The sequence below is a fragment of the Streptomyces sp. NPDC059256 genome, from assembly GCF_042753785.1.
Lineage (GTDB): Bacteria > Actinomycetota > Actinomycetes > Streptomycetales > Streptomycetaceae > Streptomyces.
This window is the reverse complement of sequence record NZ_JBHYZO010000010.1, coordinates 50,364-76,822: the sequence shown is the minus strand read 5'-3', so window position 1 is coordinate 76,822 and position 26,459 is coordinate 50,364. Positions and strand designations below refer to the sequence as shown.

The window sequence follows — 26,459 nt, the reverse complement described above, 5'->3', positions numbered from 1 at the left end:
GCTCACGAGGTCTTCGAGGATGCCTGGAAGTCTGGCCCGGAGTCGTCGTGGACCCGCAGGGGACTGCGGGTCCGTCCTCAGCGGTCCAGGGTGAGCCGGGGGGCCTCGGCCCGGGCGTCCACCGGCCCGCTCAGCCGGGAGGCCAGATCACGGGCCCACGCCGCCAGCCCCGACACATCGACCCCATGGGGATCGCCGAAGCCCTCGATGTGCCCGGCCCCCCGCAGGAGGAGCCGCTTCCCGCCCATCACATTGCCGCGTGCGGCGTGCGTGAGGCCGACCGCCAACTGTGCGAGCCCCCGCCACAGCTCACGCTCCGGTTCCGGGCCCGACTTCCAGGCATCCTCGAAGACCTCGTGAGCATGGAAGGGCTTGCCCGCATCCAACAGTCGCTGCGCCTCCTTCAAACTCTGGTCGGGGCTACGCACCACTCCCTCTGGCTGCCGCTCCACCCCAGGCACGCCATAGGGGAGCGGGCGTCCCAGTCCATCGCGAGGGCGGGCGCTTCGGGCACGCCCTTCGTCGTCGCGGTCTCTCGGCGCCTTATCCACTCCTCGATTCTCCCCGAACCGGGTGCCCGCCCGCAGGCCGGACGCTCAGTCCGTGCCGCGAGTGGGGTAATGTTGTCTTGCGCGCCGGGCCTTGGGTACAAAACCGGCGCACATCGGGACGTGGCGCAGCTTGGTAGCGCACTTGACTGGGGGTCAAGGGGTCGCAGGTTCAAATCCTGTCGTCCCGACTTGTGTTTTCGCAGGTCGTGAGCGGTATCGGAGAGATCCGGTACCGCTTTTTCGTATGTCGCGGGGACCAGTTGGGGACCAGTTGGGGGCCACACGGTCCAGCGGCGCCTTCCGGGGCGGGCTGGACAGCCAGGCCGAGGGGGCGCACGGACAAGGTTGAGGTGGGCGGTGAGGGCTGTCCCAGCGCTGGTGATCTGGGAAGTGTCTGAGTCGAGGCAGCGCCGGGTGGTGAGGCAACGCCGGGTGGTGAGCAGCGATCCGTGTCCGGCGATCTCGCGGGTGCGTGGGCGGGGGCTCTCGCGGAGGACGTGGGCGGGGACTTCCGGCGTCGGCGAACCAGGTGAGTCCGGTGTGGCGCAGGTCCTGGTGGCGCAGGCGCCACCTCATCTGCGAGCAAAGGCCGCCAGACGTCCTGCGACAGGAACACAGCCGGGCAGCGCGGGTCACAAACGTCGGTCTGATCACAGGAGCTGGGCGTCCACCGACTGGTGTCCGGCTCCTCCTGGCCCAGGTGACCTGCTGAATGCTGCGGCAATCGCTCGTTCGACCTCGCTGCGCTCACGTGGCACGCGAGCGGCGTCCCGGAAACGCTTGGGGGCGACTCCGGTCTCCCTTTTGAAGGCGTGGCTGAAGGCGCTCTCGGAGGCATAGCCGAGGGAGAGGGCCAGTTGCGACACAGGCGTGTTCGTCTGGAGCAAGGTCTGTTCGGCCAGGCGCATGCGCCATTGGTGGAGGTAGGTGAGCGGTGGCACACCCGCGACGGAGGTGAATACTCCGGCGTATGCGCTACGGGACATGGCCGCGGCTTGGGCGAGTTCGGCGAGTTGCCAGGGCCGAGCGGGATCGGTGTGCATCAGCCGCAGTGTTGGAGCGATGCGCTCGTCGGCCAAGGCTCGGAGCCAGCCCGCGGGATACGACTCACCCCGGGCGAGGTAGTCACGCAGGACATGGGCGAAAACCAGTTGGGAGAGGTACTCAGTCACCCTGCTCCCCCCGGGGCGATCGGAGCTCATCTCCCGCAGCAACTGTTCGAGATGCTGGCAGAGCGTGGGCGCCTCCTCTCCGGTGTGGGGCATGTGAATCACCGGAGGGAGGACCTGGAGCAGTAAGTCCGCGCCGGCTGTGTTCAGTTCGAAATGAGCGCCGATCGACACGACATCCGTGACGCTCTCCTCCCCCGCGTGTGCGAAGAGGTGGGGAGAGGTCGCGAGCAGCGTCAGCGCGTCCTGTGGAGGTGTATCCGGATCGGCGGCCAGTACATAGGGCAAGCTCCCGTCGAAGGTCACGACATCTCCCGGCTCCAAGAGCACCGGGCTTGCCCAGCCGTCGACCGTCAGCCAGGTGACGCCGTGTAGTACGGCGTGGACCTTGAGTCTGCCGGGGGCCGGAAATCGCAAGGCCCATGCTCCTCCGGCGGTGAGACCTCGGGCGAGCACGCACCGCGCACCGGTAACACTGAGGGTGTGGGTGAGCGGGTCAGGACTGGTCGATCCCAAATACGGTGGTGTGCCCATGGAAATACCCTCGCGCAACTTATCTGCACTGACAAGCATTTATCACGGATGGCTGTCGTTTAATCCCTGATTGCCCCCACAGTGAGATTGACAGGCGTCACAAAGCATCAAGACACCATGAGTTTCTCGCACACTTACGGCATCTTCTTGTACGGGACGACGAAATGATCCCTGCGAAGCCTACTTCTGCGGCTGGCACACTATCGCCGCGGGGTAATGAAGGTGTCATTGACGACGTATCCATCCAGCCCATGGAGTTCGCCGTACGCAATCAGATCGCTGTTGCGATTGATGAAGCCGCGCCCCGAATAGTTGAGCGAGGTGTTGCAGAGGACGCTGAATCCCGTCAATTCACCGAAGGCTGTCAGCAGATCGGCCATTTTCGGGTTCGCCTTCGGGTCGACGGTTTGGGTGCGAGCGGTTCCGTCAACGTGCGTCACCGCCCGTAGATCGTTGGACTCGACCTGGGTGAAGTACAGCATGTAGGGGTCAGGGACGCCTCCTGCGAACCAGCGGTCGGCGTCCTGCTCCAGACAGATCGGGGCGATGGGTCGATAGCTCTCGCGTTGCTTGATCTTGTTGAGCCTGACTGTTGTCTCGACGGTGAAGGGAGCGGCCAGGATCGAACGGTTTCCGAGTGCGCGAGGGCCGATTTCCCAGCGACCCTGCGCCCAGCCGATGATGTTTCCGTCGCGGAGGTAGCGGGCGACCTCCGCATGGCGCACCGGGCGGACTTCGTAGCGCTGGGGGTCGAACTCGATGTCCTCGACGAACTCGCCGCCCGCATAGACGTCCCAGTCCAGATCCGCTGACCCGGTGTAGAAGTGCTGGGCGTCGATGGCGGTCCCGATCGCAGAGCCGCTGTCGTTGGGGCACGGCGGGACGAAGACAGCGGGGAAGAGTCCGCACTCGCGCCAACGGCGATTCCACTCGCAATTGAGTCCACAGCCCCCTGAGATGAGCAGCGGGAGACCCTCCGTCAAATGCTCCCGAGCGTACGCGTGGAACCGCTCGAAGATGGCGTTCGACAGACGGGCGGCGAGGCTCTTGTACGCATCGGATTCCACGCCGATGTTATGGAAGGGGGACTCGGCCATCCGGTCCTTCAGGTTGCCGGTGATGACCGTCTCCTGGCCGAGGATGAAGTCGATCGCTTCCTGTTCTGCTGTGGTCGCAGCCCGGTTCTCGGCGAATCCGGCCAGGGCCATCTGCTTGCCCGCGTCCTGGAATCGGACAAATTCTTGGTGCGGACTGAACTTGGGGTCTGCGAGCGCGAAACCGTAGGAGTACTTGTTGCCCGGGTGGTTGAGCACCTCCCTGAGATGGGTCACCTTCCCATGCTCGTCGATTCGGTAGAACGAGCCGATGTTTCCCTCCCATACCAGGCTGTAGAAGGGTTGGTCCCGACGCAATGCTGACATCCCGTAGGACGTCATGATGTGGGAGCGCTCATGTGTGGAGGAAAAGACGCGCACGGCCTTCCCGAAGAACCGGCCGGCCTCGTCCGAAATCGCGGATTCGCCCACACCGTAGTAGCCGGTACGCGAGGGTTGGTCCGTGGCCTGGGTTCCCTTGATCCAGCCGCTCATCGCGATGACGTCCGGCTGCTTGTCCAGTCGGTCCGCCGCTACGGCGAACACTTCGGCGGTCAGGCCGCTGTAGCGGATGAACGTGTCCTTTTCGGCCTCCAGGGAGAAGAGCAGCTTGCCGTCCTCAACGGCTGCCATTGCCCCGTCGTGGCCCTCCTTGAGGGAAAGAATCAGCATGGTGGTCCATTTCTCTGAGGATGTCCGACCTGACAGTTGGGCGCCGGTGATGGGGCGGGATCGGCCGCCCGGCGCGAAAGCACGGGGGTGGCGACTCAGTGATCGAAGGTGGCACCAGGTGGGGCCGAGAGGGCTCTCAGGGCGAGCTGATGCAACCGCGGATTGGCCGAGAGCGCGCCGGTGCCGCTTTGGGGCGGGGCCCCCAGGAGATCGGTGCAGACACCGCCGGCTTCCTCCACGAGGATCTGGACGGCGGTGATGTCCCAGGGGTTCACGACGGGTTCGGCCGCGATGTCGAGGGTTCCTTCGGCGACCATGCAGTGTTGGAGGAAGTCCCCGAAGGCACGGTCTTCCCAGCATGCTTCGGCCAGGCGTAGATATGCCTCGCGAGAGTGGAAGATGTCCCAGGTCCGTGTGCTGGTGGTGGACAGGTATGCCTCGGCGAGACGGGTGTTGCCGGAGACGCGTAGGGGCAGGGGCGCGCTGTCGACGGCCCCGCGGCGCAGCCAGGCTCCCCCTTGGGCCGCCGCCCACCAGCGGCTGTGCAGGGCGGGGGCGCTGATCACACCGACGGTGGGCCGCCCGCCCTCCAACAAGGCGATCAGTGTGGCCCAGACGGGTACCCCGCGCAGGAAGTTCTTGGTGCCGTCGATGGGGTCGACCATCCAGGTGCGCCCGGCCGTGACCGAGCCGCCGGTCTCCTCCCCAGCGAAGGCGTCAGCTGGGCGGGCGGACCTCAGTGCTTCGCGTACGGCCGTTTCGACGGCGGTGTCCGCGTCGGTCACGGGCGTTCGGTCCAGCTTCTCGTGGACTCGCAGGTCGCGGGATTGGAATCGACGGCTGGTGATGCTGTCGGCGATATCGCCGAGTCGCAAGGCCAGTTCGAGATCGGCATGTTGTGACATCGAGTGCCTCACCGCACACTTCGTAGGTTTCGGTCCCGGTCCCCGGAACGGTCCGGGCGGGGCGCCGAGGGCTCCCGGATCACTTCGCGTGCAGTTCGAGCACGTGGTACTCCATGACCCGTACTTCTTCGATCCGACGCACTCGGTGCAGCAGCTCGACCCGCATACCGGCTTCCTCGGCGAGGGCATCGAGGCGTTGGCGGTCCCCGAGGTCGGCCGTGCCCAGCAGCAGCCTGCCGCCTTCGACCAAATGCTCCGGAGCGCCGGCGATGTACCGGGCCTGGCCCTGGTAGCCGGGGTCGAAGACAGCGGAGTGCAGATCCGTGGAGAGTGAGAATCCGTCCTCCACATAGGTCCAGGGCACGTTCCAGAAGATCGTGTCGAAGCGCTCCGTGGGCTCAAGCGCCGTGTACATGTCGCTGTGCAGGACCCGTACCCGGTCGCTCACACCGTGCAGCTCGGCGTTGGCCGCCGTGTTGGCCACTGCCTTGTCGTTGATGTCCAGCGCGGTGACGGAGGCACAGCCGCTGAGTGCGGCCATCACGGAGATGACGCCCGTACCGCAGCCGACCTCCAGGAACGAGCCACCGTCGGGATAGGGCACGATCGAGGCCATCACCTCGGTGGCGGCGCTCAGGGTGCCGGGGAACACACCTCTGTGCAGGCTCCACTCCCGTCCCACCAGGGTGAAGGAGTCCGGCAGGTCGTCACCGACGAGGGCGTGCTGCAGGACCTGGGCCACATCCTCGGGGGACTCCTTGAACGTCATGGTCTCCACCTGTTCGCTGGTGTTGGTCATCGGGACGGGTCGGTCGCGTACCGCACGAGCGCTGCGCGGTGACGACCGACCTTGCGGAAGGCGTCGGCGTACTGGTCGATGAGCGACTTGTCCTCGGGCCAGTTGGAGAAGGTCGGCAGGGACAGCGCGTGCTGCTCGACGTACTCGGCGTGTGAACCGGTCTCCGGTGCGATGCCCTTCTTCGGCGTTCCGGGGAAGAGGGGGTTCTCCGAGCGGGCGTAGAGCGGCAGGGTCGACAGTCGGGGGCCGGAGGGGGCACCCACTTCCATCCCTTCGGCGCGCAGCGCCTCGATGAGCACGGAGCGCGGAACACCGTCGAGGGCCTCGGGCCGGTAGAGCGGTTTGTAGCCGTACCAGGCACCCATGTCGACGTGGTCGGCAGTGTGTACCGGCTCCAGATAGGTCACGTCACCGAGGCGCTCACTGAAGTAGCGCAGACAGCGGTGTCGAGCCTCCTTGCGTGCGGGGAACGCTGCAAGCGCGTGCCGGGCGACGATGGCGTTGAACGGGGACATGCGCAGCTTGAGCCCGAAGCCGGTGACCCAGTGCGCGCGCAGATCCTCGTCGAGGACGGTGTCCCGCGAGCGATCCCGGTAGTGCCCGAGGAGCGTGGCGCGGTCGTGCACCTGGGGGTCGCTCGTGACGAGGATGCCGCCCTCTCCCGCGTAGACGGCCTTGTTGGCCTGGAGGGAGAAGACCGCGGCGTCGCCGAACGTACCGACGGGCTTGCCCTTGTAGCGGCTGCCATGGGCGTGGGAGCAGTCCTCCAGAACGCGCAGCCCGTGTCGCTCGGCGATCCGCAAGATCGCGTCCATATCGCAGGGGTGGCCCCACTGGTGGACGACCGTGATGACCTTGGTGTGCTCGGTGAGCGCGGCTTGAAGTGCTTTGGGTTCCAGACAACGGGTGTCGGGGTCGATGTCGGCCAGGACCACGTCACCGCGGAGCGCGAAGACGGGACTCAGCGCCGCATGATAGGTGAGCGCCGGTCCTACGACATCCACGCCTTCGCGTACGCCGAGCGCGAAGTAGGCGGCGAGGAGGGCACTGGTACCGGAGTTGAAGGTGATCGCGAAGCGGGCTCCGTCGTCCAGGAAGGCGAGGAAGTCGGCCTCAAGCCGGCCGATGGGACCGCTGTTGCCCTTGATGGAGATGTCGGTGTTCCGTTGCTCGGCCAGTTCGGAGAGCTCCACTGCGTCAGCGGGAGGAGGCCAGACCTCGTGCGGCAGCGGTCGTGTAATTGCGGGTGCGCCTCCGAGGAGGGCGAGTGGTTCGGCAGTGGTCATGTGTCCTTCCTGCTTTCGAGGATGGGTTTGGACACCCGGCACGGCTGGAATGCCGGTGCCCTGCGGTGCTGGTCCTCCGGTATCGGTGGAGGTGGGGGTTGGCCCCCAGGGGTGTCCGAGCGGATTTCGAACTCGAACGGCCATGGCTTCGCCCCCTGCGGTTCCTCCCTCCCACACCTCTGCGTCCCCACCGGGGATGCGCTGCCGTTCAGTGCCCGGGTCCGGTCAGCGCGCTCGCCAACTGCCTCGAAGGGTGTGGTCAGGCGCACCGGTCGGCGAGGGCGTTCCGGTCACGTAGTCGGTCGCGGTAGATCCTGTCGATCGTCCGCACGGTGACGAGTTGACGTTGAAAGTGGTCCCGGCGGTAGTTGCGGTCGTCAAGATGTCCCAGATGGTGGGAGAGCATGGAACGTACGGCGTCGACCTTGGGGCCTTCCCAGGTGTAGCCCTCCAACGGCAGCCCTCCGACGGAGTGCAGGGTGGCGACCCCGGGTGAGACGTTCAACGCGCCCTCTGTGCCGAGCACGCAGAGGTGTTCGATCTTCTCGTGGTTGTGGCGTGAGATGCGGAGCGAGCCGGTCAGTCCCGTTGAGGGGTAGCTGCACATGAGGCTGACGAGATCCTCCAGTCGACGATCCCGCATCTCCTGGAACTGGTGCACGAATGCGGAGTGCACTCGGAGTGGGCCGGGTTCGGGGAACATTCCGCTGAGCACGTCGATCAGGTGGTAGCCCATGTCGAGGAGCACACCGCCCATCGCCTGCTCCCTGAATGCGCGCCAACCTGTAGTCGGATGAGCCAGGTTGAAGTGGTAGTCGTAGGAGAACCAGTGGGGCTCCCCGATGCGAGCAAGATTCGCTTGGGCGAACTGGAACACCGGGTTGAAGTTCCGTTGCAGGAGCGTGAAGACGCTGCGGTCGGCGCGTTGGGCCAGGTGTATCAGTTGCCGGGCTTCCCCTTCGGTGACGGCGAACGGCTTCTCCTTGATGACGTGTATGCCACGCGCCAGGAGTCTCGTGCAGACCGGGAAGTGCTCACTATGCGGCACGGTGACCACTGCGGCGTCGAAGTCGACCTTCTCGAATGCCTTACTGAGGATTTCGAAATGAGGGAATCCCCATTCATCGGCGAGCGAGGAGGCCGCCGGGGCTGGGTCGACGCCACCGACGATATCTGCACTCTCCCGAACGATCGGCAGATACTCCTTTCCTTGATGCCCAGCAAAACCGACCACCAGTACCCGCAGTCGCGGACGCACGTTCTCTAACCTGTCACCGAGCATGCAAAGTATCCCCTCGCAGAATTTCATTCGAGGACGACGCAGGTAGTCACCATTGGCTTGTAGGTATCCGGATCGGAATTCTGGCGGCAGACGTCAGAGGGCTCCGCGGCTCCTCCCCGAGGTGTTGGCGAGCCAGGTGTGTGCGGCGGTCACCACGTCCTTGATGAAGGTGCTTCCGCTGCGCCGTTCGTTCTCGTCGAGCAGCGAGACTCCCCCGGCCGCCACCCAGGCGAACTCGGTGTGCTTGTCCCGTTCGAGCTCGGGCGACGAAAGGTCCCCGTCCACCTCGACGACATAGTCCGACTCGATGTGCCGTAGTCCCTTCGCCGTCCACTCCTCGTGTGCCACCCGGGCGAGAACGCGTCGCAGCCGCCACCCGGTTTCCTCTGCTATCTCCCTGTGGAGCGCGTCCAGGAGGGACTCCCCTTCCTCCACGGCGCCGCCGACGACGTCCCAGCACTCGGGGAAGAGGCGCCGGCCCGCTGAGCGACGCTGGACGAAGATCCGGTCGCAGGGGTCACGGATCAGCGCGCCGACCACCAGCCGGGGTTCGGCCATCTCGGTCATGTCAGGAGCCATCGGGCCCCGCCGATGTACAGACGGCCACTCGTTTCTCCTCAACAATCATTCTTCGCCCTGTTGGCCTTCCTGCGGTCAAATAGTTCGGCTTGATCGACCACTTGTCGTGACTCGGTGTCGTCCATCGACATCAAGGCCCTTTCACCCCCGGGCCCGTCGCCCCTACCTGCCGGCAGGGTCCTGTAGTAGCGCCCTTGCTCTGCTGGGCAGGGCCTTGCCTTCACGGCGGGCAACCAGGAAGGCATAGCCGATCTGTGGGAGCGCACCGAACCTGGGCAGGAAGCGGGTGGAGTTGAAGAACTCGTGATGACGGTCATCGGCAGAGGGCGCAATATCGCCGAATGCATCGGCGAACGCCTGGTAGGTGCGCCGGACATGCTCACCGATGTCGTTGAACACCACCAACTTCAGACCCGCACGGTTGAGGGCCGTGCGAAGCTCATCCGGTTCGGGGAGCGAAGGGGACTGGAAAGCCCGGCATGTCTGGCGAACAATCTCCGCGGAGTGCCCGGTCACTGGCGACCGGAGCAACACATCGGTGATGACCAGGGTGCTACCGGGGCGCAGGGTTCGGGCGATCTCGGTCAGGGCGACGGTCCGATCGGGGATGTGCATCATGGACTCGATCGCCCAGGCCCCGTCGAAGGACTCGGCTTCGAAGGGCAGTGCACAGGCGTCCGCGTACCGGAAGTCCACCCGGTCGGCGAGCGAGGTGGCATTCGCCCGCGTCCGGGCGAGGTCGATGTCCTGGTTGCTGACCGAGATTCCGGAAACACGGGCGCCGCTGGCCCGGGCGATACGCAGGGCGGGCCGCCCGGTTCCGCAGCCGACGTCCAGCAGGTGCTGGCCGGGTGCGGCGGCCAGCCGTTCCGCCACGAGGTCGGTGAGCCGGTCGGTGGCTTGGTTGAGGGAGCGGTCGTCCGCGGCGCTGTCCCAGTAGCCGACGTGGATGTTCCCGTCGACGGCCGCGCCGTCCGCGATCTCCGTTTGCTCGTCATGGAGCCGGCCGGCTTCCAGTGACGACGGGACGGTGCGGTGCACGGATGAGTCATGGGGCATTGAGTTCTCCCGAGCATGGGCGGTGTGGCGGGTGGCGCAGGGGCCCGTCTATCGCCTCGCCGCCGTGAGCAAGCCTCCGGCAGCGCACCGCCATGATCCGCTGCTCGTCTGCTGATCTCTTCCGGGCCGGGGTTGCGGTTGGCCCGTACGATCGCGTTGACGGCGGGCCGACGCATCCTGTCGTATCAACGCGGCCGGGACACGGGCCGCTGGACTTGGCAATACCCATGGCGACCGCCGTTCTACTGGGGCATCCGAGAACCTGGCCGTGGACCAACGGCCCGGCATCAGCGTCGGGTTGGCGATCGGTGCCGTCCAATACGCAGGGGTGATGGCAACCGTCATCATCCGTGATGGCACCTGGACCACGGGCGGGTGCGGGGGTGGGGCCGCCGTGCGATGTCACCCGTTCGGGGCGGGCGTCGCGTGCCGGGACCGGTCGGCGCCGACTGCGCGTCGAAGACCTGGCGGGAGGATCGCCGTACGCGCCTCGGTGACTGCTGGTCCTACGCCCCGAGGGTGGGCGCCGGGGGTCCACGGGTCCTGGCGATTTCCTCCAACCCACCGTTGGATGGGACCGGTCGGGCCGTGCTGATGGTGCCCTGGCGCCCCGTGGCTGGGATGAAGCGAGGCGGAGCTAGGTGGTCGCTCCGGCGAGCGTCGGCCCGTCGGACAGCTCGGTCCACAGGTCGAGAATGGTCCTCAGCGGCGCGCTGAGTTGTGGGCCCAGCCTCCAGACGAAGACCTTTCGCAAGCGGATGGCGGGTTCCAGGGGTACGACGACGAACCGTGGATCAGCGGTGAGAACGGGACTCGCGTGGGAGGTCAGGGCGATGCCGACGCCTTCCGCTACCAGGGCGATCTGAAGGGCCACATCGTTCGTCGCGTACGCGATGTCCAACTGGATTGCCTTGGCCGCGAAGGCATCGCGGATGAACGCATGGACTCCGCTGTCAGGGCCGTAGCTGATCAACGGACTCCGAGCTGCCTCGTGCAGGCGCAGCGGGCGGTTCGCTGCCCTGCCTCCGGCGGGGAGGACCGCGACGATGCGGTCCTCCAGGAGGACCCGGGACCCCACGGATGCGGGCAGGCCCTCGGGTGGGGATGCGACCACGGCAGCATCGATGCCCCCGTCGCGGACCTTCGTCAGCAGGGACGGGCTTGACGCCCCGGTGAGACTCACGGAAACGCCGGGATAGCGGCGGTGGTACTCCCCGAGCAGCCGGGGAATGTACGTCCCTTCCAAACCGCCGACGGTCCCCAGCGCGAGCGAGCCGCTGAGCAGCCCCGACCGATCCGCGAACTCCAGTGCGGCTGCCGCAGCCGCGGCCAGACAGGATCGGGCGTGCGGCAGAAGAGCGGCGCCTCCCGAAGTGAGGACCACCTGACGGGGCAACCGCTCAAACAGCGGCTCGCCCAGCTCCTTCTCCAATCCCTGGATCTGCTGACTGATCGCAGGCTGAACGACATGACACCGGGCCGCAGCCTTGGTGAACGAGCCCTCCTCCGCCACCGCGACGAAGTACTCAAGTGTGCGGAGCTCCATGTCAGGAGGCTAGCAACCCCCCGTACAGGTAGGGGCGTCGTGAGGCCAACCCTGGTCTTGTCCGCATTCCCAGCGGGCTCCTGTGTCCCTCCCGTTGCCTTGCGTGACCCATGGCGGGGCACGTGAGGACCGGCCGACGTCAGTGGCCGGTGGAAGTTGGCGAGATCTGCTGCATCAGGCTGAGCAGGTCCGGAGCGACCCATTCCTCCGCGATCCGATGGCCATCGAAGCGATAGACCTCGACGCTTCGGTATCCGACCTGCCGGCCCGTCGCCTCGAACTGCTGGAACACACCCAGGTGCGTGCCGTGCATGTGGAGCAGCACTGTCACCTTGTCATCGACACCGAACATGTCCTGGACGTCGATCTTCAGGTCGGGGAAGGCGTCCTTCATGACCTTCGTGCCCTGCCGCCATATCTCCCGGCCACGCAGCGGCGCCGGGCTTCCGGGGACGTTGGCGATGAAGTCCTCGGTCAGCAGCTGAGCGGCCTCCTCTAGGTCCCCGCTCTCCACAAGCTGATATGCCGTGCGTATCAGGGCCATGTTCCTGTCCGCAGATGCGGTCATCTCAAAGGTCCTCTCGGGGATCGCCCGCGTGCTCGGCGAGCACTTCGGCCGGGACGAGGCTCAGTACAAACCATGACGTCGCGACAAGGTCAAACCGGTCGAGGGCACCACCGTCGAACATCCCCTTGAGACTCCCGGCGGCACACAGCGCGGGCCGGCCCATCGGGGCCTTGGGTGAGCGAGCCAGGATGCGGCCGTGCACGCAAACAATGGACTCTCACGCATCTTAAATGGACTGACAAGCATTTACCGCAGATTCACGTCGTCGCATCCTGAACAAGGTAGGCGCAGCCGCCGATGGGGCGTCACGGACACGATGATCCCATCTCGGCTTCGTATGAAGTCATGAAGCAGGCGCGTTCAGGCTACGCATGCCCGAGGATTCCCCATCGAGATTGGAGACTCCATGACACCCTCAGAAATGGAAAAGCTCATCACCACCCTTGTGCACGGCGAAAACCACCCAGCTGACCGAGTGGTGAGACTCTCAGAAAGCGATCTGGACAAGACCTTTGACCAATTGGACGTCGACTCGCTGGCACGGGCGGAAATGGTGGAGACGATCAGCGACACCTACCAGATCGAGATCAGCGATGCGCAGGCCGGAGAACTGGGAACCCCACGTGCGGTGTTGGAGTTCGTAGCGGCACACGGCACACGGAAGGATCTGTGACCATCGAGGGGCGATCGTGCAGGATCGTGGCCGCGGGCGCGTACCGTCCACCCCAGGTGGATTCCCAGGCGACAGCCGAGCAACTGGGAGTGAGCCGGGAGTGGATCGTGTCACGGACCGGTGTGGAGTCCCGCTGTGTGGCCGGACCGACCGACTCGGTGGTCGCCATGGCCGTCCACGCCGCGCAGGACGCGCTGTCCACCGCAGGCGTGTCAGCGGACGTGGTGGGCGCCGTTCTGGTCGCGACATCGACCAATCCACAACTGTGTCCGGCCATCGCCCCTCAGGTCGCCGCAGCACTGGACCTACAGGTGGCGGCCTTCGACATCAACATCGCCTGTTCCGGATTCTGCTACACGCTGCATGTGGCCAGATCGCTTATCGTCGCCGGCAGTTGCGACACGGTGCTTGTGGTCGGCGCGGACAGAATGCTCGACATGGTCAACCCCAGCGATCGGGCCACTGCCCCGGTCTTCGCCGACGGGGCGGGCGCAGTCCTGGTCACCGCGACAGACGGAACGCCCGGAGTGGGGCCGGTGGTGTGGGGCTCGGCCGGGGACCGGGCGACCGCCCTGGAAATGCGGCCGACCCTGTTCGAGGCCAACAACAGCTCCCTGCGAGCGGAGTTGAAGATGGACGGTCTCGCGGTCACTCGTTGGGCCTGCTCCACCGTGCCGGCCGTTGTGCGTGAAATCCTCTCGGTGACCGGTATCGGCTGGGATGACGTGGCCATGTTCATCCCGCATCAGGCGAACGGGAAACTCATCCAAAAGATCGCCAAAGCCCTCCACCTCCCCGAAAGCGTGACGGTAGCCGACGATGTGCGGCTCACGGGCAACACCAGTTCCGCATCGGTCCCGTTGGCTTTGCACCGGCTGCTGAGCACCGGCCCTTCTCGCTCCGGCCAGTGGGCAGTGCTGGTCGGATTCGGCTCTGGTCTGGCCTACGCCGGGCAAGCCGTCCGCCTTCCCTGAACGAATCCACCGGCAGAGATCGAACGGCGACACGGGAGCAATTCGACAATTGATGGAGCCCAGTGCTGGTACTGACTGGGGCACATCGGACTGATGCCTCCCCCCTCTGCTCGCTCGCTGCGCCATACCAAAAGGGCGCACGCCTCGTTCATACCCGTGGCACAGCTGTCGATGGGATCTCTGATATCCAAAAAGGGAGACACAGTAACTTGTTGATCAGGACGATCGAAAGTGGCGAGGCACACGGGCCACCACCGCCCGGTCCGCGCCTGCCATCGCCGGTGCAGACAGTTATCTTCACTTGGAAACGCCAGCGATGGGCGAACAGACTGCGCGACAAATACGGTGATGTGGTCGCGTTAAAAGTCTTCCCGTGGGGTCCCGTGATCCTCGTCTTCAAGGCGGAGCACATCGGGGCCATGTTCAGCTCACCACCGTCCAGATTCCATGGCGGTGAAGGCAATAGGGTGCTGGTGCCCGTGTTCGGCGAGCACGCACTGATCACTTCGGACGGTGACGATCACCAGCGACTACGCAAGACGCTGGCGCCACTGTTCGGCAAGGCCGCCGTGCGCGGCTACCAGGACGCGGTGCGTGAGCTGACCGAGCAAGAGTTGGCTCGATGGCCCGTCGGAAGGCCCTTCAAGAGCCTCGACCGGTGCCGCGTGCTGATCCTCGACATCATCTGGCGAGTCGTCCTCGGCGCCGATGACAGCCCGGACGACGGGCGCCTGCACCGGCTTGTCGGACGACTTCCGGTCGTGGATCTCATGATCCTGATGGGGCTCAACAGCCCTCAAGCACGACGTTTGTGGCCATGGAGACGAGCGGCCAGAATGCTCGACCGAATGGACGTGCTGCTCTACCAGGCGATTGAGCGACGGAGATCCGCACCGGACCTGGCACAGCGTACGGATGTCCTGTCCCGTCTGGTCAGTCTTGAGGGGGCGGAGCGGCTGCGCCCCGTCGAGATTCGCGATCAGGTCGTGACGCTGCTGTTCGCGGGCCACGAGCCCACGGCCACGGCATTGGCCTGGACGTTGCACGAGCTGGCCCGCAATCCGCGGGTGGCGAGGGATGCCACCCGGGCCGCGCTCATCGACGACTCCGCCTATCTGGAAGCTGTGGTGAAGGAGTCCCTGCGACGGCGCCCGGCAATCTTCGAGTCCATCTGGACCCTGGCCGAGGACGTCGAGCTGGCCGGTCTCCGGCTGCCCAAGGGAGCCACCGTGATGCCGATGCTCGGAGTCGTGCACTCGGACCCCGAGAACTACCGCGCACCGGATGAGTTTCGCCCCGAGCGCTTCCTCGAGGACGAGATTCCCCCGCATGCATTCATCCCTTTCGGTGGTGGTGCACGCCGCTGCATCGGCGCGCACCTGTCTGTGATGCAGGCCACCGAGGTCCTGCGGGTGCTGTTGTCCAGCCGTGTCATCACCACCGATCTGGAGAAGCCCGAAAAGCCGATCGCCAGAAACGTCACCATCTCGCCCGGAGAAGGCGCACGAATCATCGTGCGGCCACTCTCCGAGGTCAGCCACGAACCGTCGTGACCCGCGGAACCAGGTCAGTTGGGTCCCCCAACGCCTGACGATCAGCCCGTCGGGCAGACCACTCGCGGCGCGTGCACCACTACCCAACAGTCCACCGATCACCTGATCACCCGACGACCGACACCGGGGTTCTCAGGGACAACAGGAGTGCTGTGAAATGAAACTCCGTGCCGTATCGGCCGCACTTCCCTCTCGCAAGGTCACCAACGCCGACATCCTGGAACTCATCGGCGAGCACAGTGCCGATCACTTCACCGGTGACCTGCAAAGGGTGCAACGCAAGGTGGGCAATCTGCTGAGCTACACAGGCTCGGACACACGCTACTGGCTCGGCGCCGACGAGCGACCCATCGATCTACTGCGCGCCGCTGCTGATTCCGCGATGGCTCAGTCCGACATCAGCCCTGAGCAGGTCGAACTATTGATCTACACGGGAGTCGGGCGCGGATTCCTTGAGCCCGGAGGCGCTTACCACTCGGCAGCCGCCATCGGGCTGCGCAACGCACACTGCTTCGACATCCTCGACGCCTGTATGAGCTGGACGAGGGCGGTGCAGCTCGCGGAGTCCCTGTTCCGGACCGGGCAGTACCGCAATGCCATGATCGTCAATGCCGAGTTCGCCGTGAGCCGGGGTGGGGCGGTGGTGCCTCATGTGTTTCGGCTTGAGCGCCTTGAGGATCTGAGATCAACCCTGCCTGCCTACACGCTTGGTGAGGCAGCAACAGCCACCGTACTCACTGCGGACGACACCAACGAACCATGGCGGTTCCGTTTCATTTCGCGGCCGGAGCTCGCGCCGTTGTGCAACATCACTCTCGACGGTTACGAGGGCTACTGCGACCCCTCCGACAAGCTGGCCCACAACGGCATCGGTGTCTTCACCTCCTTCGGCTTCGACATGCACGAGGTGGGCAGGGACGAGGTCCAGGCCGTGTTCGATCAGCTGAACCCGCCGGTCGACGAAGTGGCGGCATTGTTCACTCACGCGTCGAGCAAGCGCCTGTGGCAGGACTTCGCCGACACGATCGGGCTGGGCTCGGTGATCCACCATGTGTACGACCGGATCGGCAATGTCGTATCAGCCTCGGTGCCAGCGGCTGTCGCATCCGCCATCGAGACCGGGCAATTGCGGCCAGGACAGCGCGCGGTCGGTCTGGTGGGCAGCGCGGGAATGTCCTTCGGCGCCTTCACCTTCGTTCTCTGACCACCGAACAGGAGCCGACGTGTTGCCACACCTGGCCAAAGCGGCCTCTGCGATCCTGGTAGGTGCGGCCAAGTACGGGTTTGCATGCGTGCGCGCACGCGGTGCCGGGACACGCAACCAGCGCCGTGCCGACGCCATCCTGACCTTCCTGACCCGCATGGGCCCGCTCTACATCAAGATGGGCCAGATCGCCGCCACCCGCTCGGACCTGCTGCCGGCTGAGTGGGTGAGCACACTGCGGAGTCTGCACGACCGGACACCACACATGTCACCGCAGCGCACCCGCCGAGCGATCGAACGGGAACTGAGCGATTCACTCGAATCCGGCTTCAGCGCCTTCGAACTGCGGCCAGTGGCCAGCGCGTCAGTGGCCCAGGTGCACGTGGCCCATCTGCACAACGGACGCAAGGTGGCCGTCAAACTGGTCAAGGACGGAGTTCCCGCACAGATCGAGGAGAGCCTCCGTACCCTCGGTGCACTCGTCACACTGGTGCACCGCCTTGTGCCGCGGGCACGGAGGCTCAACCTTCCAACACGCTTCGACGAGCTTGCGCGACTACTCCGGCCGCAGGCTGACATGAAGCACGAGGCAGGCCGGCAGCAGCGCATTCACGCGAACTTCGCCGAGCACCCATATGTGCGGGTGCCTGCCGTGTTTCCGGAGCTGGTGACCGAGCGGATGCTCGTCATGGAGTACATGGACGGCATCCCGGGAAACCGCGCCGAAACGGTCGGGTTTCCGCGCGAGAGGCTGGCCCGTCGGCTACAGGACGTCGTATACACCATGCTGTACATGCATGGACTCAGCCACGGAGATCCTCATCCGGGAAACGTCCTGTTCACCCCCGACGGCGAGTTGGTACTGCTCGACTTCGGCGTCACCGTGGAACTGAGCGAGCACGAGAAATGGGGGCTCTCCTCGTTCTACTACGCCTGTATCCGCAAGGAGTGGACCCTGGCGAGTGAGCGCTTCACCAGGCACTTCGTGCTGACGAGCCCGGAGCTGGAAGCCCGACGAACCGAGTACGACCGGCACATGATGGAGATCCTGCGCCATCACTTCGACATCAGCTCGACCCGGTGGTCTTCCATGGCCTACGTGGGCGACGTACTGAAGCTGCTGGGGAACTTCCATGCCCAGTACACCACCAATTTCACCAAGGTCGAGCTGGTCTTTCTGTCCAGCGAAGGTTTCGTCACCCAGATCGACCCCGACATCGACATCTGGTCCAACGCGCGCAAATTCACCGACCGCTACTCCCCCTACATGAGCGCAGAGGTGGAGAGTCGATTCGCAGCCGACTTCGCCCGGCAGATGCCCGCCACACTGCAACTACGCGAACGTGCCCGCGACACACTGGTGGCCCCCGGCCACGCCGACCGCTACTTCTTCCCGAGCGCCTTCCCCGTCTTCGTACGGCAGGCGACGGGCGGCCGGGTGCGCGACTTCGATGACAACGAATACCTCGACCTCTGCGGCGGATACGGTCCTCATCTACTCGGCTACGCGCACCCCGCCATCAACGCGGCGATCTCCGCGAGTCTTGGGAACGGACTGGTCAACGGCATCGGCAACCCCCACGAAGTCGAGTTGGCCGAACTGCTCGTCGCATCCTTGCCCTCGGCGGAGAAGGCCCTGATGTGCAATTCCGGCACCGAGGCCATCCTGTTCGCCATCCGGATGTGTCGCGGGTATCGACGGCGCAACAAGGTCGCCAAGTTCGAGGGCCACTACCACGGCTTCTCCGACCAGGGCATGGTGAGTTCCTGGTTTCGATTCTCCGGAGAAACAGACCGGCCGCAGCCCATCGCGGGATCGCTGGGCACCGATCCCGACACGGTCGACAACACGCTGGTACTGCAGTACGGCGATCTGTGCGGTTTGACGCGGCTGCGTGAGCACGCCGAGGAACTGGCCTGCGTGGTCTTGGAACCGATGCCGACCTCGGTGGTCACACTCGACGTGCCCTTCCTCACCGAACTGCGAGCTCTCTGCACCGAACTGAACATCCCCCTGATCTTCGACGAGGTGGTCAGCGGCTTCCGGGTCGCCTACGGAGGAGTTCAGAACCTGGTCGATATCCACCCGGACCTCACCTGCCTCGGCAAAGTGATCGGCGGTGGCCTGCCGTGCGGTGCGGTGGTCGGCCGCGCGACGTTCATCGACATGGCGAAGAGCTCCCAGGACCCGTTCTACGACTACGAGAACAAGGTCTTCGCCGGCGGCACACTCAGCGGGAACTCCCTGACCTGCGCCGCGGGCACAGCCGTCCTACGGCACCTCGACGCGAACCCACAGCTCTACACCCAGTTGGATGACAAGACTCAACGGCTCGCCGCCATGCTCCGCCAGTCCACGAGTCAGCGCGACATCGCCTGCAAGATCAATGCCCGCAACTCCATCTTCTCGCTCACCTTCAGCCATCGCGAAGCGAGGCTCTATCGAGAACGCATGGCAGGCAGCAACTTCAAAGCCACCATCGCGCTCGCCTACTACATGCGCAAGCACCGGGTGTACCTGCCGGAACTGCACAGCTTTCTCATCAGCGCCGCCCACACCACCGAGGACCTGCACCAGATCGCCCTCGCTTTTGAGAGAAGCCTCGACGAAATGCTCGCCGACGGGCTCTTCGTACTCTGACTCCGCCAGGTGACTCCGCCAGGTGCCCTGGGCGGGATCGGGTACAGCCACACGTGCGACGACGAGAGCGCCTTCGTCGGCCAGCCGGGCGAACTCGCTCATCCGGTCCAGCGCATCTCGATCCGGGCAGTCGGGTTCCCCAGCTCCGCTGCGGCGGCGAAGTCCGAGACGGTGCGGACGCGGTCGGAGTCTCCGGCCGGCTCCACCAGGGCGACAGCGAGCCGCCGCCCGGGCCGGGCTGGTGTGCGTGGTCGATCCGACCGCCGGTCTGAGCCGTCCCAGGGCGTGGTCGACGCGGCCTCCGGCCAGTGCGGCGACGCGTTCGGCCATGCCGTCGCCGTAGTCGGTCACCCGGGCGACGATCTCCCCCGGGGCTGCGGCCCGCGTCGGCCCGGCGGTGGCGATCACCCGGACACCCCGGTAAATGTGAAAGCCCGGACCGCCACCCATCGCATAGGGGAGGCCCCGGCCGTCGGGCCGAACACACGGTCGCAGACCTCGTCCGCGCCCGGGCTGCTGCACGCGGTCCAGGGCGCTCGCACGGCACCGAGTCGAACGCCGTTCGGAGCGGGCCGGGCTTCGACCAGGTCACGGGAGTCGGGGACGTGCTCCGGTGCAAGCGGCGGGACCGCTCGTACCAACACTCGGAAGTGACTCCTCCTGGTCGCTGTGTGATAATCGCGAACGATCACTCGATACGGCACTGTCCGACAGCGGAGGGCGCCTTCGCTACGCGGATCCCACAACGGGCTTCCGTCGTTCACAGGGAGAGGAACCGGTCTCCATGGCGACCGAACCAGGGTCGGAGCCTGCGGAGACGGCCTGGCCGCGACCCGAGTCGGAGCCATCGCCCACCGCGGAAGAACCCATCGCGCCGAGCACCAACACGGTGCAGATCGTGGACCACGCGCTTCTGGTCCTCAAGGCGATCGCCGAGGCCGACAGGCCCCGCGGCGTCCGTGAGCTGAGTCGCGACCTGGTGATCAGCAAGAGCTCCACCCAGCGGATCCTGGCCTCTTTGGAGCGGGTGGGCCTCGCGGTGTTGGAGGAGCACTCCCGGAAGTACGTCATCGGGCCGGCAGCGCTCACCCTCGCCTGGAAGCACGCGGCCAACAGCGATCTGGTGGGCGCCGCTGCCGAGGCCACGACCCGGATCGCAGCGGTGACGGGCGAGACGGCCTGCGTGTCCACCGTGGTCGACGGCCGTCGGGTGACGGTGTTCGAGGCGGAGAGTTCACAACCCCTGCGTCTGATCACCGGAGTCGGTCGCCCGTACTCCCTCTTCTCCGGCGCCACGGGGCGCATTCTGCTCTCCATGCTGCCCGAGCCGGAGTTGGAACGGCTGGTGCAGGCCCACGAGGCGAGCGGCGCGGGCGCGGCAGCCGACTCCCGGGAGCTCATCGATCGGATCGCCGCCGCCCGGGACCTCGGATACGCGGTGAGCCGCGGCGAGTGGATCAACGGTGGGTGCGGAGTCGCGGTCCCCATCGGGACCCAGGGGAACATCACCGCGGCCTTGAGCATCTACGGCCCGGAGGCACGGCTCAGCGACCAGCGGATGCGGGATCTGGTGCCGGCCCTGCGGTCCGCGGCGACGCAGATCGCCGTTCACTGGCGTCAGCCCGGCTAGACGTCCCCTCCTCCTCTTCTTCTTCCTGACGCGTCGTGTGGCGTCCGCGCATCGAGAGTCATACTCCCCTGCCGGTGTTGGACACACTGATTTTCGGGGCTCGACCCCGCGCTGCGCCGGCATGGGACATCCGCTTGCGGGATGGGTGCGGATGTCACCGGTGCTGGTTGCTCCTCAGGCCCCAGGTGCGTTCCGTGGGCGACGCCGTTGTGTCGTGAGGATTCCCTGCGCGTAGGGAGGCCGTGACCGCGCCGGCTCCCCCGCCCGGCTTCCGCGTCGACGCGGACCCCTGGGTGTTGTGCCGGATGTGTTGTCAGGCCGTCGGCGCGCCTGCCGTGAGTCCGTCGTCCCCCTGGTGACGCTCTCTCATCGTGGTCCGGATCGTGGTTGCGGCCGACACAGCGGATACGGCCCGCCCGACGGACGAGTTCGACGTTCGTCATGGCATACCCATTGACCTGGCCGAAAGCCGTCGGTACGTTGTCCCAAACGATCTGGTCCACTGTCCCAGATCGCTGGACACGGCGAATGAGGACCGGCTGATCCCGGTGCCCATCGGGCGTTCCAGCCACACCCGGAGCCATAGCCCGGACGTCATGCAGTCACTCCGTCGACCCGGGCGGCACACTGCCGGGTGCTAGGACAGTTCCGTACATATTCCGATGTTGAGGAGATTCCCATGATGCTCGGCTGGCGTGCACGAATCGGGCAGATCCGCCCGGCCACCGCGATCGAGGGGGCAGAGGAGTGGCGATCGGTCGCTCCCACCGGAGTCGCCTTCGCCGACGCCCGGACCATCGTCCCCCGGGTCGATGCGGAAGGGCTCAAGGAGATGATGGGTCAGGTCCTCGAAGCCTCGCGGCAACTCGCAACCGCCAAGGTGGACCTGATCGTGCAGTGCGGTGCACCGGGCACCTTCATCCCGGGCCCCGGCACCGACCAGAAGGTCACCGACGAGATCACCGAGGAAACGGGCATCCCGGCGATCACCATGATGCAGGCGACCGTCGACGCCCTGCGCGCGGTCGGTGCCACATCGGTCGCCGTCGGCAGCATCTACACCGACGAGGTCAACGAGGCCCTGCGGGACTACCTCACCGCGCTCGGCTTCGAGGTGCCGGTGATGGAGGGCCTCCAGATGACCGATCCGTACGAGGCCAGCGTGCACGACGCCGACAGTGCGTACCGGCTCGGGCGACGCCTGCACAAGGCGGCCCCGGACGCGGACGCCCTGCTGATCTCCTGCGGCACCTACCGGACCTTCGAAATCCTGCCCTACCTGGAGATGGACACCGGTGTACCCGTGGTGACCAGCAACCAGGCGTCGTTGTGGAAGGCACTGCGCCACCTCGGTCTGCGCGACGAGATCGCAACGCTCGGCCGACTCGGCCGAATCTAAGCACTCCCGACCCCAGCCCTTGCGACCGGACCAGCAGAGGAAGTAATCCGTGCTCATCGATGCACTCCAGTTCGTCAAGCCCTCCCGCGAGCGTTTTGAGGAGTGGCACACTGCCGGCATCTCCGCAGTTCACGCCACCGTGGCGATCTGGGAGGACTCCACCGAGACCATGCGCGAGGTGGGTCGTTGGCAGCGGCTGCTCGCCGAGAACACCGATCTGCTCCGTGAGGGACGCTCCGGCGACGACATCCGCGCGGCCGATCAGGACGGGCGTACCGCCATCGTCCTCGGGTTCCAGAACAGCAGCCCCTTCGAGGACGACCTCGATCTGGTCGGTGCCTTCCACCAGGCCGGCGTCCGCATAGCCCAGCTGACCTACAACACCCAGAACTCCGCGGGTGCCGGCTGCTGGGAGGGCGACGACGCAGGGCTCTCCCGCACCTACGGCGTCAATCTGATCCGTGAGATGAACCAGGTCGGGATGCTCATCGACATCTCGCACTGCAATGAGCGCACTTCCCTCGAAGCCCTGGAGGCGTCGGAGCGCCCGGTGGCGATCACCCACTCCAACCCCAGGGAATTCGTCGGCGAGAACGTCGAGCTCGCTTTCCGCAACAAGTCCGACACGGTCCTGAAGAAGGCAGCGGAGAAGGGCGGGGTGGTGGGTCTGAGCATGTATCCGCGCATTGCCCCGCAGGGCATTGCGTGCACGATCGGCGAGTTCTGTGACATGGTCTCCTACACCGTCGAACTGATCGGTGTGGACCATGTCGGTCTCGGCTCCGACTACTACGCGGGGCAGGGCGACGAGGAACTCCACTGGTGGCGTCAGGGCCGCTGGAGCCGTAAGCCGATGGTGCCGATATCCGGGCCCGTGGAGTTTCCCGAGTGGTTCGCCGCCGGCAGCGGATACGGCCCCGTTCTGGAGGAGCTGCGCAGGCGCGGATTCAGCGAGTCCGAAGTCACGAAGATCTCCGGCGGCAATTGGCTGCGGATGTTCGACGACGGATTTGCCGCCGGTTCGCCGAGCTGATGTCCAAGAGCTCGGGAATCGGCGTGGAGAGGAGCGGAGCCGGCATGAACCGGTTTGATGTGGTGGTCGTCGGCGGCGGTCACAACGGGCTCGTGACGGCGGCCTATCTGGGACGGGCAGGGCTGAGCGTCGCCGTGCTCGAATCCCGCCCGGGCCTCGGCGGTCCGTGCGGAGCGTATGAGTTCCTACCGGGGCGCAGCCTCTCGTTCACCAACTCCCCGGGCTCGCTCAATCCGGCGGTCGTGCGGGAACTGCGACTCGCGGAGTACGGCCTTCGGTTCGTTCGGGCGGATCCGACCGTGGTCCAGCAGTTCGACGGGGAGTGCTTCCTCGGCTGGCGCGATCAGTCGCTGGTGGACCGGCAACTCGATGCGTTCGCACCGGGAGAGGCCGACCGCTATCGGGGGTTGATCAGCGCCCTGGAGCGCCTCGGCGCGAGCCTCGGCGTATCGCTGGACGAGCCGCCGCCCGCCCTGGGCGATCTACGGGAGCGGCTGACCGATCCCGATGAGCTCAAACTCTTCACCGCCGTCTTCGAAGGCAGCCTGTCCGGACTGCTCGCCGAGCACCTCAGGTCCGACCAGGCCAAGGCGCTGCTGGCGCTGCTCGCCCTGAACGCGCAGTTGGTCTCGCCGTCCGCCCCGGGAACGGCCATCGGGCTGATGATGCGCCCGTTCGCGCTTGCCGCGGCGGCGGGCACGGATCCCGGTGGCGCGGCCGAGCGGGTCGCCCTGCGCGGCTCGACCGGTCTCCCGGTCGGATCCATGAGCGCGATCATCGATGCGTTGGAGGGGTGCTGTCGCCACTACGGCGTGCAGATACGCACGGGCACCGCGGTGGAGCGAATACTGTACGACGCGGCAGGTGCGCGCGGGGTGGTCACATCGACCGGCGAGGAATTGACCGCCGACCGTGTGGTGGCGGCCGTCAATCCCGTGCACCTGTTCCGCGATCTGCTCGACGACGGGGCCATGGGTGCTCCCGTACGGAAGGCGGTGACGGGCACCGAGATGCGGGGATCGGCCTTCAAACTGGTCCTCGAAGTCGACTCGCTGCCCGCTTATGCGGGGCTTCCCGACGGTGTCGATCCGGATCAGGTGAGAGCCTGCCAATTCCGTGTCGGTTCCTCACTCGGTCGCATCGAGGAGTCCATTGCGGGCGCCCTGTCGGGGCGTCCTTCCGAGCACCCGTTGATGTGGGGTCTCATTCCCACACTCACCTCCCCGGAACTCACGCCCGGAAACACCCATCTCATCAGTGTCAATGCCTGGCACGCCCCCTACCGTCCGCATGACGGGGAGTGGGACGGCCGGCGGACCGAAGAATTCGGTCGGCGGTGCATCGACGAACTCTCACAGCTGATGCCGGGCATCGCCGATCGCATCGTCGACTACCGGTTGATGAATCCGGTCGACATCGAAAGCGAACTGGGGCTCGTGGAAAGCAACATCACCCACGGCGACATGCTTCCGGAGAACCTCTTCGGAAGCCGCCCCCATCCCGCCCTGGCCGGATACCGCACCCCTCTCGCCGGTTTCTATCTCACCGGCGGAGGGACCTGGCCCGGTGGCTATGTCACCGGAACACCCGGCAGGAACGCGGCCACCGCGATTCTCCGCGACCTTTCCGACAAGCAAAGGCGACAAGCATGAGGCTTTCGCACCGCAGTGGGTCGGCGCACCCACGCACACGACGTCTGCGCAGCGCTGTCGGCTGCGCGGTCGTCGCCGCCGTCCTGCTCACCGGTTGCAGTACGAACCCCGGGTTCGGTCGCGACCCCCAGACCGTGGTCATCGGCGCCGAAGGCGAGATACCCGCCCTGGACCCGCACCGGCTCTCGGGAACGGTGGGACTTCGACTCGTCGACGCCCTCTTCGACCCCCTCATCCGCGAGGACCTCGGCCGTACGACGGAGCAGGCACCCGCCCTCCGTCCCGCCCTGGCCGAGTCCTGGAAGACCTCCCCGGACGCTCTGACCTACACCTTCGCCCTCCGCAAGGGCGTCACCTTCGCCGACGGCACCCCGTTCGACGCCACGGCCGTCAAGGTGAACTTCGACCGGATCATGAACGAGGACGCGGACGTCTACGACGCGACCGCCGGCGGGAACATGAAGTTCCTGACCCGTTGGATCGAACGCGTCGCCGTCACGGACCCGCACACCCTGTCCCTCACGCTCACCCGTCCGTACGCGGGTCTCCCCCGGCTGCTCACCGATCGGCGCATGTCGATCGTCAGCCCCAAGGCCCTGCGCGACCACCGACCCGATGACATCGGCCTCCATCCGGTGGGGACGGGTCCCTTCTCCCAACGACACGCCGACCACGGCAAGCGGATCAAGATGGAGCGGAACACCGACTACTGGGGCGGAGCCCCGAAGGCCCCCTCCATCATCGTCGAGTCGGTGACCGACCCCACCACGCTGGCGATTGCCGCCCAGACCGGCGAGGTCGATGCGATCCTCAGCGCGGGCGCCCAGCAGGTGGAGCAGCTCACCCACGACGACATCATGTCCGTGCAGTACCCGGAACCGGCGAACCAGTACTTCCTGCGCCTCAACACGAAGATCGCCCCGACCAATGACACCACCTTCCGGCAGGCGCTGAACTACGCCGTGGACCGCAAGGCCATCGCCACCCTCACCGGTGGGCAGGTCACACCGTCCACGGGGCCCCTGCCGCGCGGCAACGAGGCGTACTCCGCCGCAGCGGCCTCACGCACGAGCTCGGGGAACGCACCGTACGCCCACGATCCCGAGCGGGCGCGGCAGCTCATCCGCGAGAGCGGGGTGAAGACACCGATCCGGCTGAGGCTGCTCGCACCCGACAGTGGACCGGGCTTCTCCCAGGCCACCGAGATCATGTCGTTGGTGCAGCAGGACCTCAAGGCGGTGGGGGTGCAACTGGAGCTCCAGTACATGGAGTTCGCCTCACTGGTCGCCGAGGAGGGCAAGGGGTACAACGGAAAGACCCACGGCTCCTTCAACGGTTGGACGACCGGTGCGGACGCCGCGGACTTCCTGGAGCGGATGTTCAGCGGTGAGCTCCATCCGCCCAACGGGGTCAACCGCGGGTGGTACCGCAACACCGACGTGGACGCACTCTTCGACCGTGCGCGCGCCGAGCCCGACAACAGCCGCCGCATGGCGCTCTACCAGGAAGCCGCTGCCGACATCGCATCGGACGCCCCTTGGCTCTTCCTGTACCAGGACCGATTGCCTCGGCTGCTGAGCCACAAGGTCAGCGGGGTCACCTCCGCCGCATCGGCCTACATCGACTACACCACCATCCGCCGTCGGTGAGGAGAAA

General features: G+C 66.1%; 22 protein-coding genes and 1 tRNA gene. 11 read left to right on the top strand and 12 right to left on the bottom strand.

Going from position 1 to position 26,459, the window contains the following annotated elements:
* Window positions 1–77: 77 nt before the first annotated feature.
* Complete coding sequence (locus ACFXJL_RS22010) at window positions 78–551, bottom strand: DUF309 domain-containing protein (protein WP_358879636.1); 474 nt, start codon at window positions 549–551, stop codon at window positions 78–80.
* 114 nt (window positions 552–665) lie between these two features.
* Here ACFXJL_RS22010 and ACFXJL_RS22005 point away from each other — a divergent pair.
* Window positions 666–739: transfer RNA gene (locus tag ACFXJL_RS22005), tRNA-Pro, on the top strand.
* A gap of 462 nt (window positions 740–1,201) precedes the next feature.
* Here ACFXJL_RS22005 and ACFXJL_RS22000 read toward each other — a convergent pair.
* The 11 genes from ACFXJL_RS22000 to ACFXJL_RS21950 all read right to left on the bottom strand — a co-directional run bounded on the left by ACFXJL_RS22000 (window position 1,202) and on the right by ACFXJL_RS21950 (window position 12,246).
* The gene (locus ACFXJL_RS22000) at window positions 1,202–2,254 is read right to left on the bottom strand and encodes an AraC family transcriptional regulator (protein ID WP_384694884.1); all 1,053 of its coding nucleotides are present in this window, start codon (window positions 2,252–2,254) and stop codon (window positions 1,202–1,204) included.
* A gap of 200 nt (window positions 2,255–2,454) precedes the next feature.
* Window positions 2,455–4,020, bottom strand: a complete 1,566-nt coding sequence (locus tag ACFXJL_RS21995; protein ID WP_384694881.1) for a carbamoyltransferase C-terminal domain-containing protein — start codon at window positions 4,018–4,020, stop codon at window positions 2,455–2,457.
* A gap of 95 nt (window positions 4,021–4,115) precedes the next feature.
* Window positions 4,116–4,925: a histidinol-phosphatase gene (gene hisN, locus ACFXJL_RS21990; protein WP_384694878.1), complete on the bottom strand. Its 810-nt coding sequence runs from the start codon at window positions 4,923–4,925 to the stop codon at window positions 4,116–4,118.
* Window positions 4,926–5,004: 79 nt separating this feature from the next.
* Window positions 5,005–5,724 (bottom strand): methyltransferase, encoded by a 720-nt coding sequence (locus ACFXJL_RS21985; protein WP_384694875.1) that lies wholly within the window; start codon window positions 5,722–5,724, stop codon window positions 5,005–5,007.
* Window positions 5,721–7,010: a DegT/DnrJ/EryC1/StrS family aminotransferase gene (locus ACFXJL_RS21980; RefSeq protein ID WP_384694872.1), complete on the bottom strand. Its 1,290-nt coding sequence runs from the start codon at window positions 7,008–7,010 to the stop codon at window positions 5,721–5,723. The genes ACFXJL_RS21985 and ACFXJL_RS21980 overlap by 4 nt, the downstream gene beginning before the upstream one ends.
* A gap of 259 nt (window positions 7,011–7,269) precedes the next feature.
* Entirely contained in the window at window positions 7,270–8,268 is a 999-nt protein-coding gene (locus ACFXJL_RS21975) for a Gfo/Idh/MocA family protein (protein WP_384694869.1), read from the bottom strand.
* Between the two features lie 117 nt (window positions 8,269–8,385).
* The gene (locus tag ACFXJL_RS21970) at window positions 8,386–8,859 is read right to left on the bottom strand and encodes an NUDIX hydrolase (protein WP_384694867.1); all 474 of its coding nucleotides are present in this window, start codon (window positions 8,857–8,859) and stop codon (window positions 8,386–8,388) included.
* Window positions 8,860–9,033: 174 nt separating this feature from the next.
* Window positions 9,034–9,930 carry an SAM-dependent methyltransferase gene (locus ACFXJL_RS21965; RefSeq protein ID WP_384694864.1) on the bottom strand — a complete coding sequence of 299 codons (897 nt, stop codon included), beginning with the start codon at window positions 9,928–9,930 and terminating at the stop codon, window positions 9,034–9,036.
* Window positions 9,931–10,567: 637 nt separating this feature from the next.
* Window positions 10,568–11,476 (bottom strand): LysR family transcriptional regulator, encoded by a 909-nt coding sequence (locus ACFXJL_RS21960; RefSeq protein ID WP_384694861.1) that lies wholly within the window; start codon window positions 11,474–11,476, stop codon window positions 10,568–10,570.
* A 139-nt stretch (window positions 11,477–11,615) separates the two neighbouring features.
* Window positions 11,616–12,044 (bottom strand): ester cyclase, encoded by a 429-nt coding sequence (locus ACFXJL_RS21955; RefSeq protein ID WP_384694858.1) that lies wholly within the window; start codon window positions 12,042–12,044, stop codon window positions 11,616–11,618.
* Window position 12,045: 1 nt separating this feature from the next.
* Window positions 12,046–12,246 carry a hypothetical protein gene (locus ACFXJL_RS21950; protein ID WP_384694855.1) on the bottom strand — a complete coding sequence of 67 codons (201 nt, stop codon included), beginning with the start codon at window positions 12,244–12,246 and terminating at the stop codon, window positions 12,046–12,048.
* Between the two features lie 219 nt (window positions 12,247–12,465).
* Here ACFXJL_RS21950 and ACFXJL_RS21945 point away from each other — a divergent pair, with 219 nt between their 5' ends.
* From ACFXJL_RS21945 to ACFXJL_RS21900, 10 genes are all read left to right on the top strand, one after another.
* Window positions 12,466–12,717 (top strand): acyl carrier protein, encoded by a 252-nt coding sequence (locus ACFXJL_RS21945; protein WP_384638380.1) that lies wholly within the window; start codon window positions 12,466–12,468, stop codon window positions 12,715–12,717.
* Window positions 12,714–13,691, top strand: a complete 978-nt coding sequence (locus ACFXJL_RS21940; protein ID WP_384694851.1) for a 3-oxoacyl-ACP synthase III family protein — start codon at window positions 12,714–12,716, stop codon at window positions 13,689–13,691. The genes ACFXJL_RS21945 and ACFXJL_RS21940 overlap by 4 nt, the downstream gene beginning before the upstream one ends.
* Before the next feature lie 212 nt (window positions 13,692–13,903).
* Window positions 13,904–15,244 (top strand): cytochrome P450, encoded by a 1,341-nt coding sequence (locus tag ACFXJL_RS21935; protein WP_384694848.1) that lies wholly within the window; start codon window positions 13,904–13,906, stop codon window positions 15,242–15,244.
* A gap of 157 nt (window positions 15,245–15,401) precedes the next feature.
* A complete protein-coding gene (locus ACFXJL_RS21930; protein WP_384694845.1) occupies window positions 15,402–16,448 on the top strand; it encodes a 3-oxoacyl-[acyl-carrier-protein] synthase III C-terminal domain-containing protein in 1,047 nt (348 codons plus the stop codon).
* 19 nt (window positions 16,449–16,467) lie between these two features.
* On the top strand, window positions 16,468–19,089 hold the full coding sequence (locus ACFXJL_RS21925) for an aminotransferase class III-fold pyridoxal phosphate-dependent enzyme (protein WP_384694843.1): 2,622 nt from the start codon (window positions 16,468–16,470) through the stop codon (window positions 19,087–19,089).
* 784 nt (window positions 19,090–19,873) lie between these two features.
* Complete coding sequence (locus tag ACFXJL_RS21920; RefSeq protein ID WP_384638392.1) at window positions 19,874–20,719, top strand: IclR family transcriptional regulator; 846 nt, start codon at window positions 19,874–19,876, stop codon at window positions 20,717–20,719.
* Window positions 20,720–21,398: 679 nt separating this feature from the next.
* Window positions 21,399–22,118 (top strand): aspartate/glutamate racemase family protein, encoded by a 720-nt coding sequence (locus ACFXJL_RS21915; protein ID WP_329025285.1) that lies wholly within the window; start codon window positions 21,399–21,401, stop codon window positions 22,116–22,118.
* Between the two features lie 49 nt (window positions 22,119–22,167).
* Window positions 22,168–23,151, top strand: a complete 984-nt coding sequence (locus ACFXJL_RS21910) for a membrane dipeptidase (RefSeq protein WP_384694839.1) — start codon at window positions 22,168–22,170, stop codon at window positions 23,149–23,151.
* Between the two features lie 44 nt (window positions 23,152–23,195).
* Window positions 23,196–24,803 carry an NAD(P)/FAD-dependent oxidoreductase gene (locus tag ACFXJL_RS21905; protein ID WP_358879655.1) on the top strand — a complete coding sequence of 536 codons (1,608 nt, stop codon included), beginning with the start codon at window positions 23,196–23,198 and terminating at the stop codon, window positions 24,801–24,803.
* Window positions 24,800–26,452 (top strand): ABC transporter substrate-binding protein, encoded by a 1,653-nt coding sequence (locus tag ACFXJL_RS21900; RefSeq protein ID WP_358879656.1) that lies wholly within the window; start codon window positions 24,800–24,802, stop codon window positions 26,450–26,452. The genes ACFXJL_RS21905 and ACFXJL_RS21900 overlap by 4 nt, the downstream gene beginning before the upstream one ends.
* The last annotated feature ends 7 nt before the right edge of the window (window positions 26,453–26,459 follow it).

Coding starts and splice junctions, on each gene's coding strand:
- ACFXJL_RS21920 (WP_384638392.1), top strand. CDS start 19,874: ATGGCGACCGAACCAGGGTCGGAGCCTGCGGAGACGGCCTGGCCGCGA.
- ACFXJL_RS21905 (WP_358879655.1), top strand. CDS start 23,196: ATGAACCGGTTTGATGTGGTGGTCGTCGGCGGCGGTCACAACGGGCTC.
- ACFXJL_RS21965 (WP_384694864.1), bottom strand. CDS start 9,930: ATGCCCCATGACTCATCCGTGCACCGCACCGTCCCGTCGTCACTGGAA.
- ACFXJL_RS21995 (WP_384694881.1), bottom strand. CDS start 4,020: ATGCTGATTCTTTCCCTCAAGGAGGGCCACGACGGGGCAATGGCAGCC.
- ACFXJL_RS21915 (WP_329025285.1), top strand. CDS start 21,399: ATGATGCTCGGCTGGCGTGCACGAATCGGGCAGATCCGCCCGGCCACC.
- ACFXJL_RS21970 (WP_384694867.1), bottom strand. CDS start 8,859: ATGACCGAGATGGCCGAACCCCGGCTGGTGGTCGGCGCGCTGATCCGT.
- ACFXJL_RS21985 (WP_384694875.1), bottom strand. CDS start 5,724: ATGACCAACACCAGCGAACAGGTGGAGACCATGACGTTCAAGGAGTCC.
- ACFXJL_RS21930 (WP_384694845.1), top strand. CDS start 15,402: ATGAAACTCCGTGCCGTATCGGCCGCACTTCCCTCTCGCAAGGTCACC.
- hisN (WP_384694878.1), bottom strand. CDS start 4,925: ATGTCACAACATGCCGATCTCGAACTGGCCTTGCGACTCGGCGATATC.
- ACFXJL_RS21945 (WP_384638380.1), top strand. CDS start 12,466: ATGGAAAAGCTCATCACCACCCTTGTGCACGGCGAAAACCACCCAGCT.
- ACFXJL_RS21980 (WP_384694872.1), bottom strand. CDS start 7,010: ATGACCACTGCCGAACCACTCGCCCTCCTCGGAGGCGCACCCGCAATT.
- ACFXJL_RS21900 (WP_358879656.1), top strand. CDS start 24,800: ATGAGGCTTTCGCACCGCAGTGGGTCGGCGCACCCACGCACACGACGT.
- ACFXJL_RS21955 (WP_384694858.1), bottom strand. CDS start 12,044: ATGACCGCATCTGCGGACAGGAACATGGCCCTGATACGCACGGCATAT.
- ACFXJL_RS22000 (WP_384694884.1), bottom strand. CDS start 2,254: ATGGGCACACCACCGTATTTGGGATCGACCAGTCCTGACCCGCTCACC.
- ACFXJL_RS21960 (WP_384694861.1), bottom strand. CDS start 11,476: ATGGAGCTCCGCACACTTGAGTACTTCGTCGCGGTGGCGGAGGAGGGC.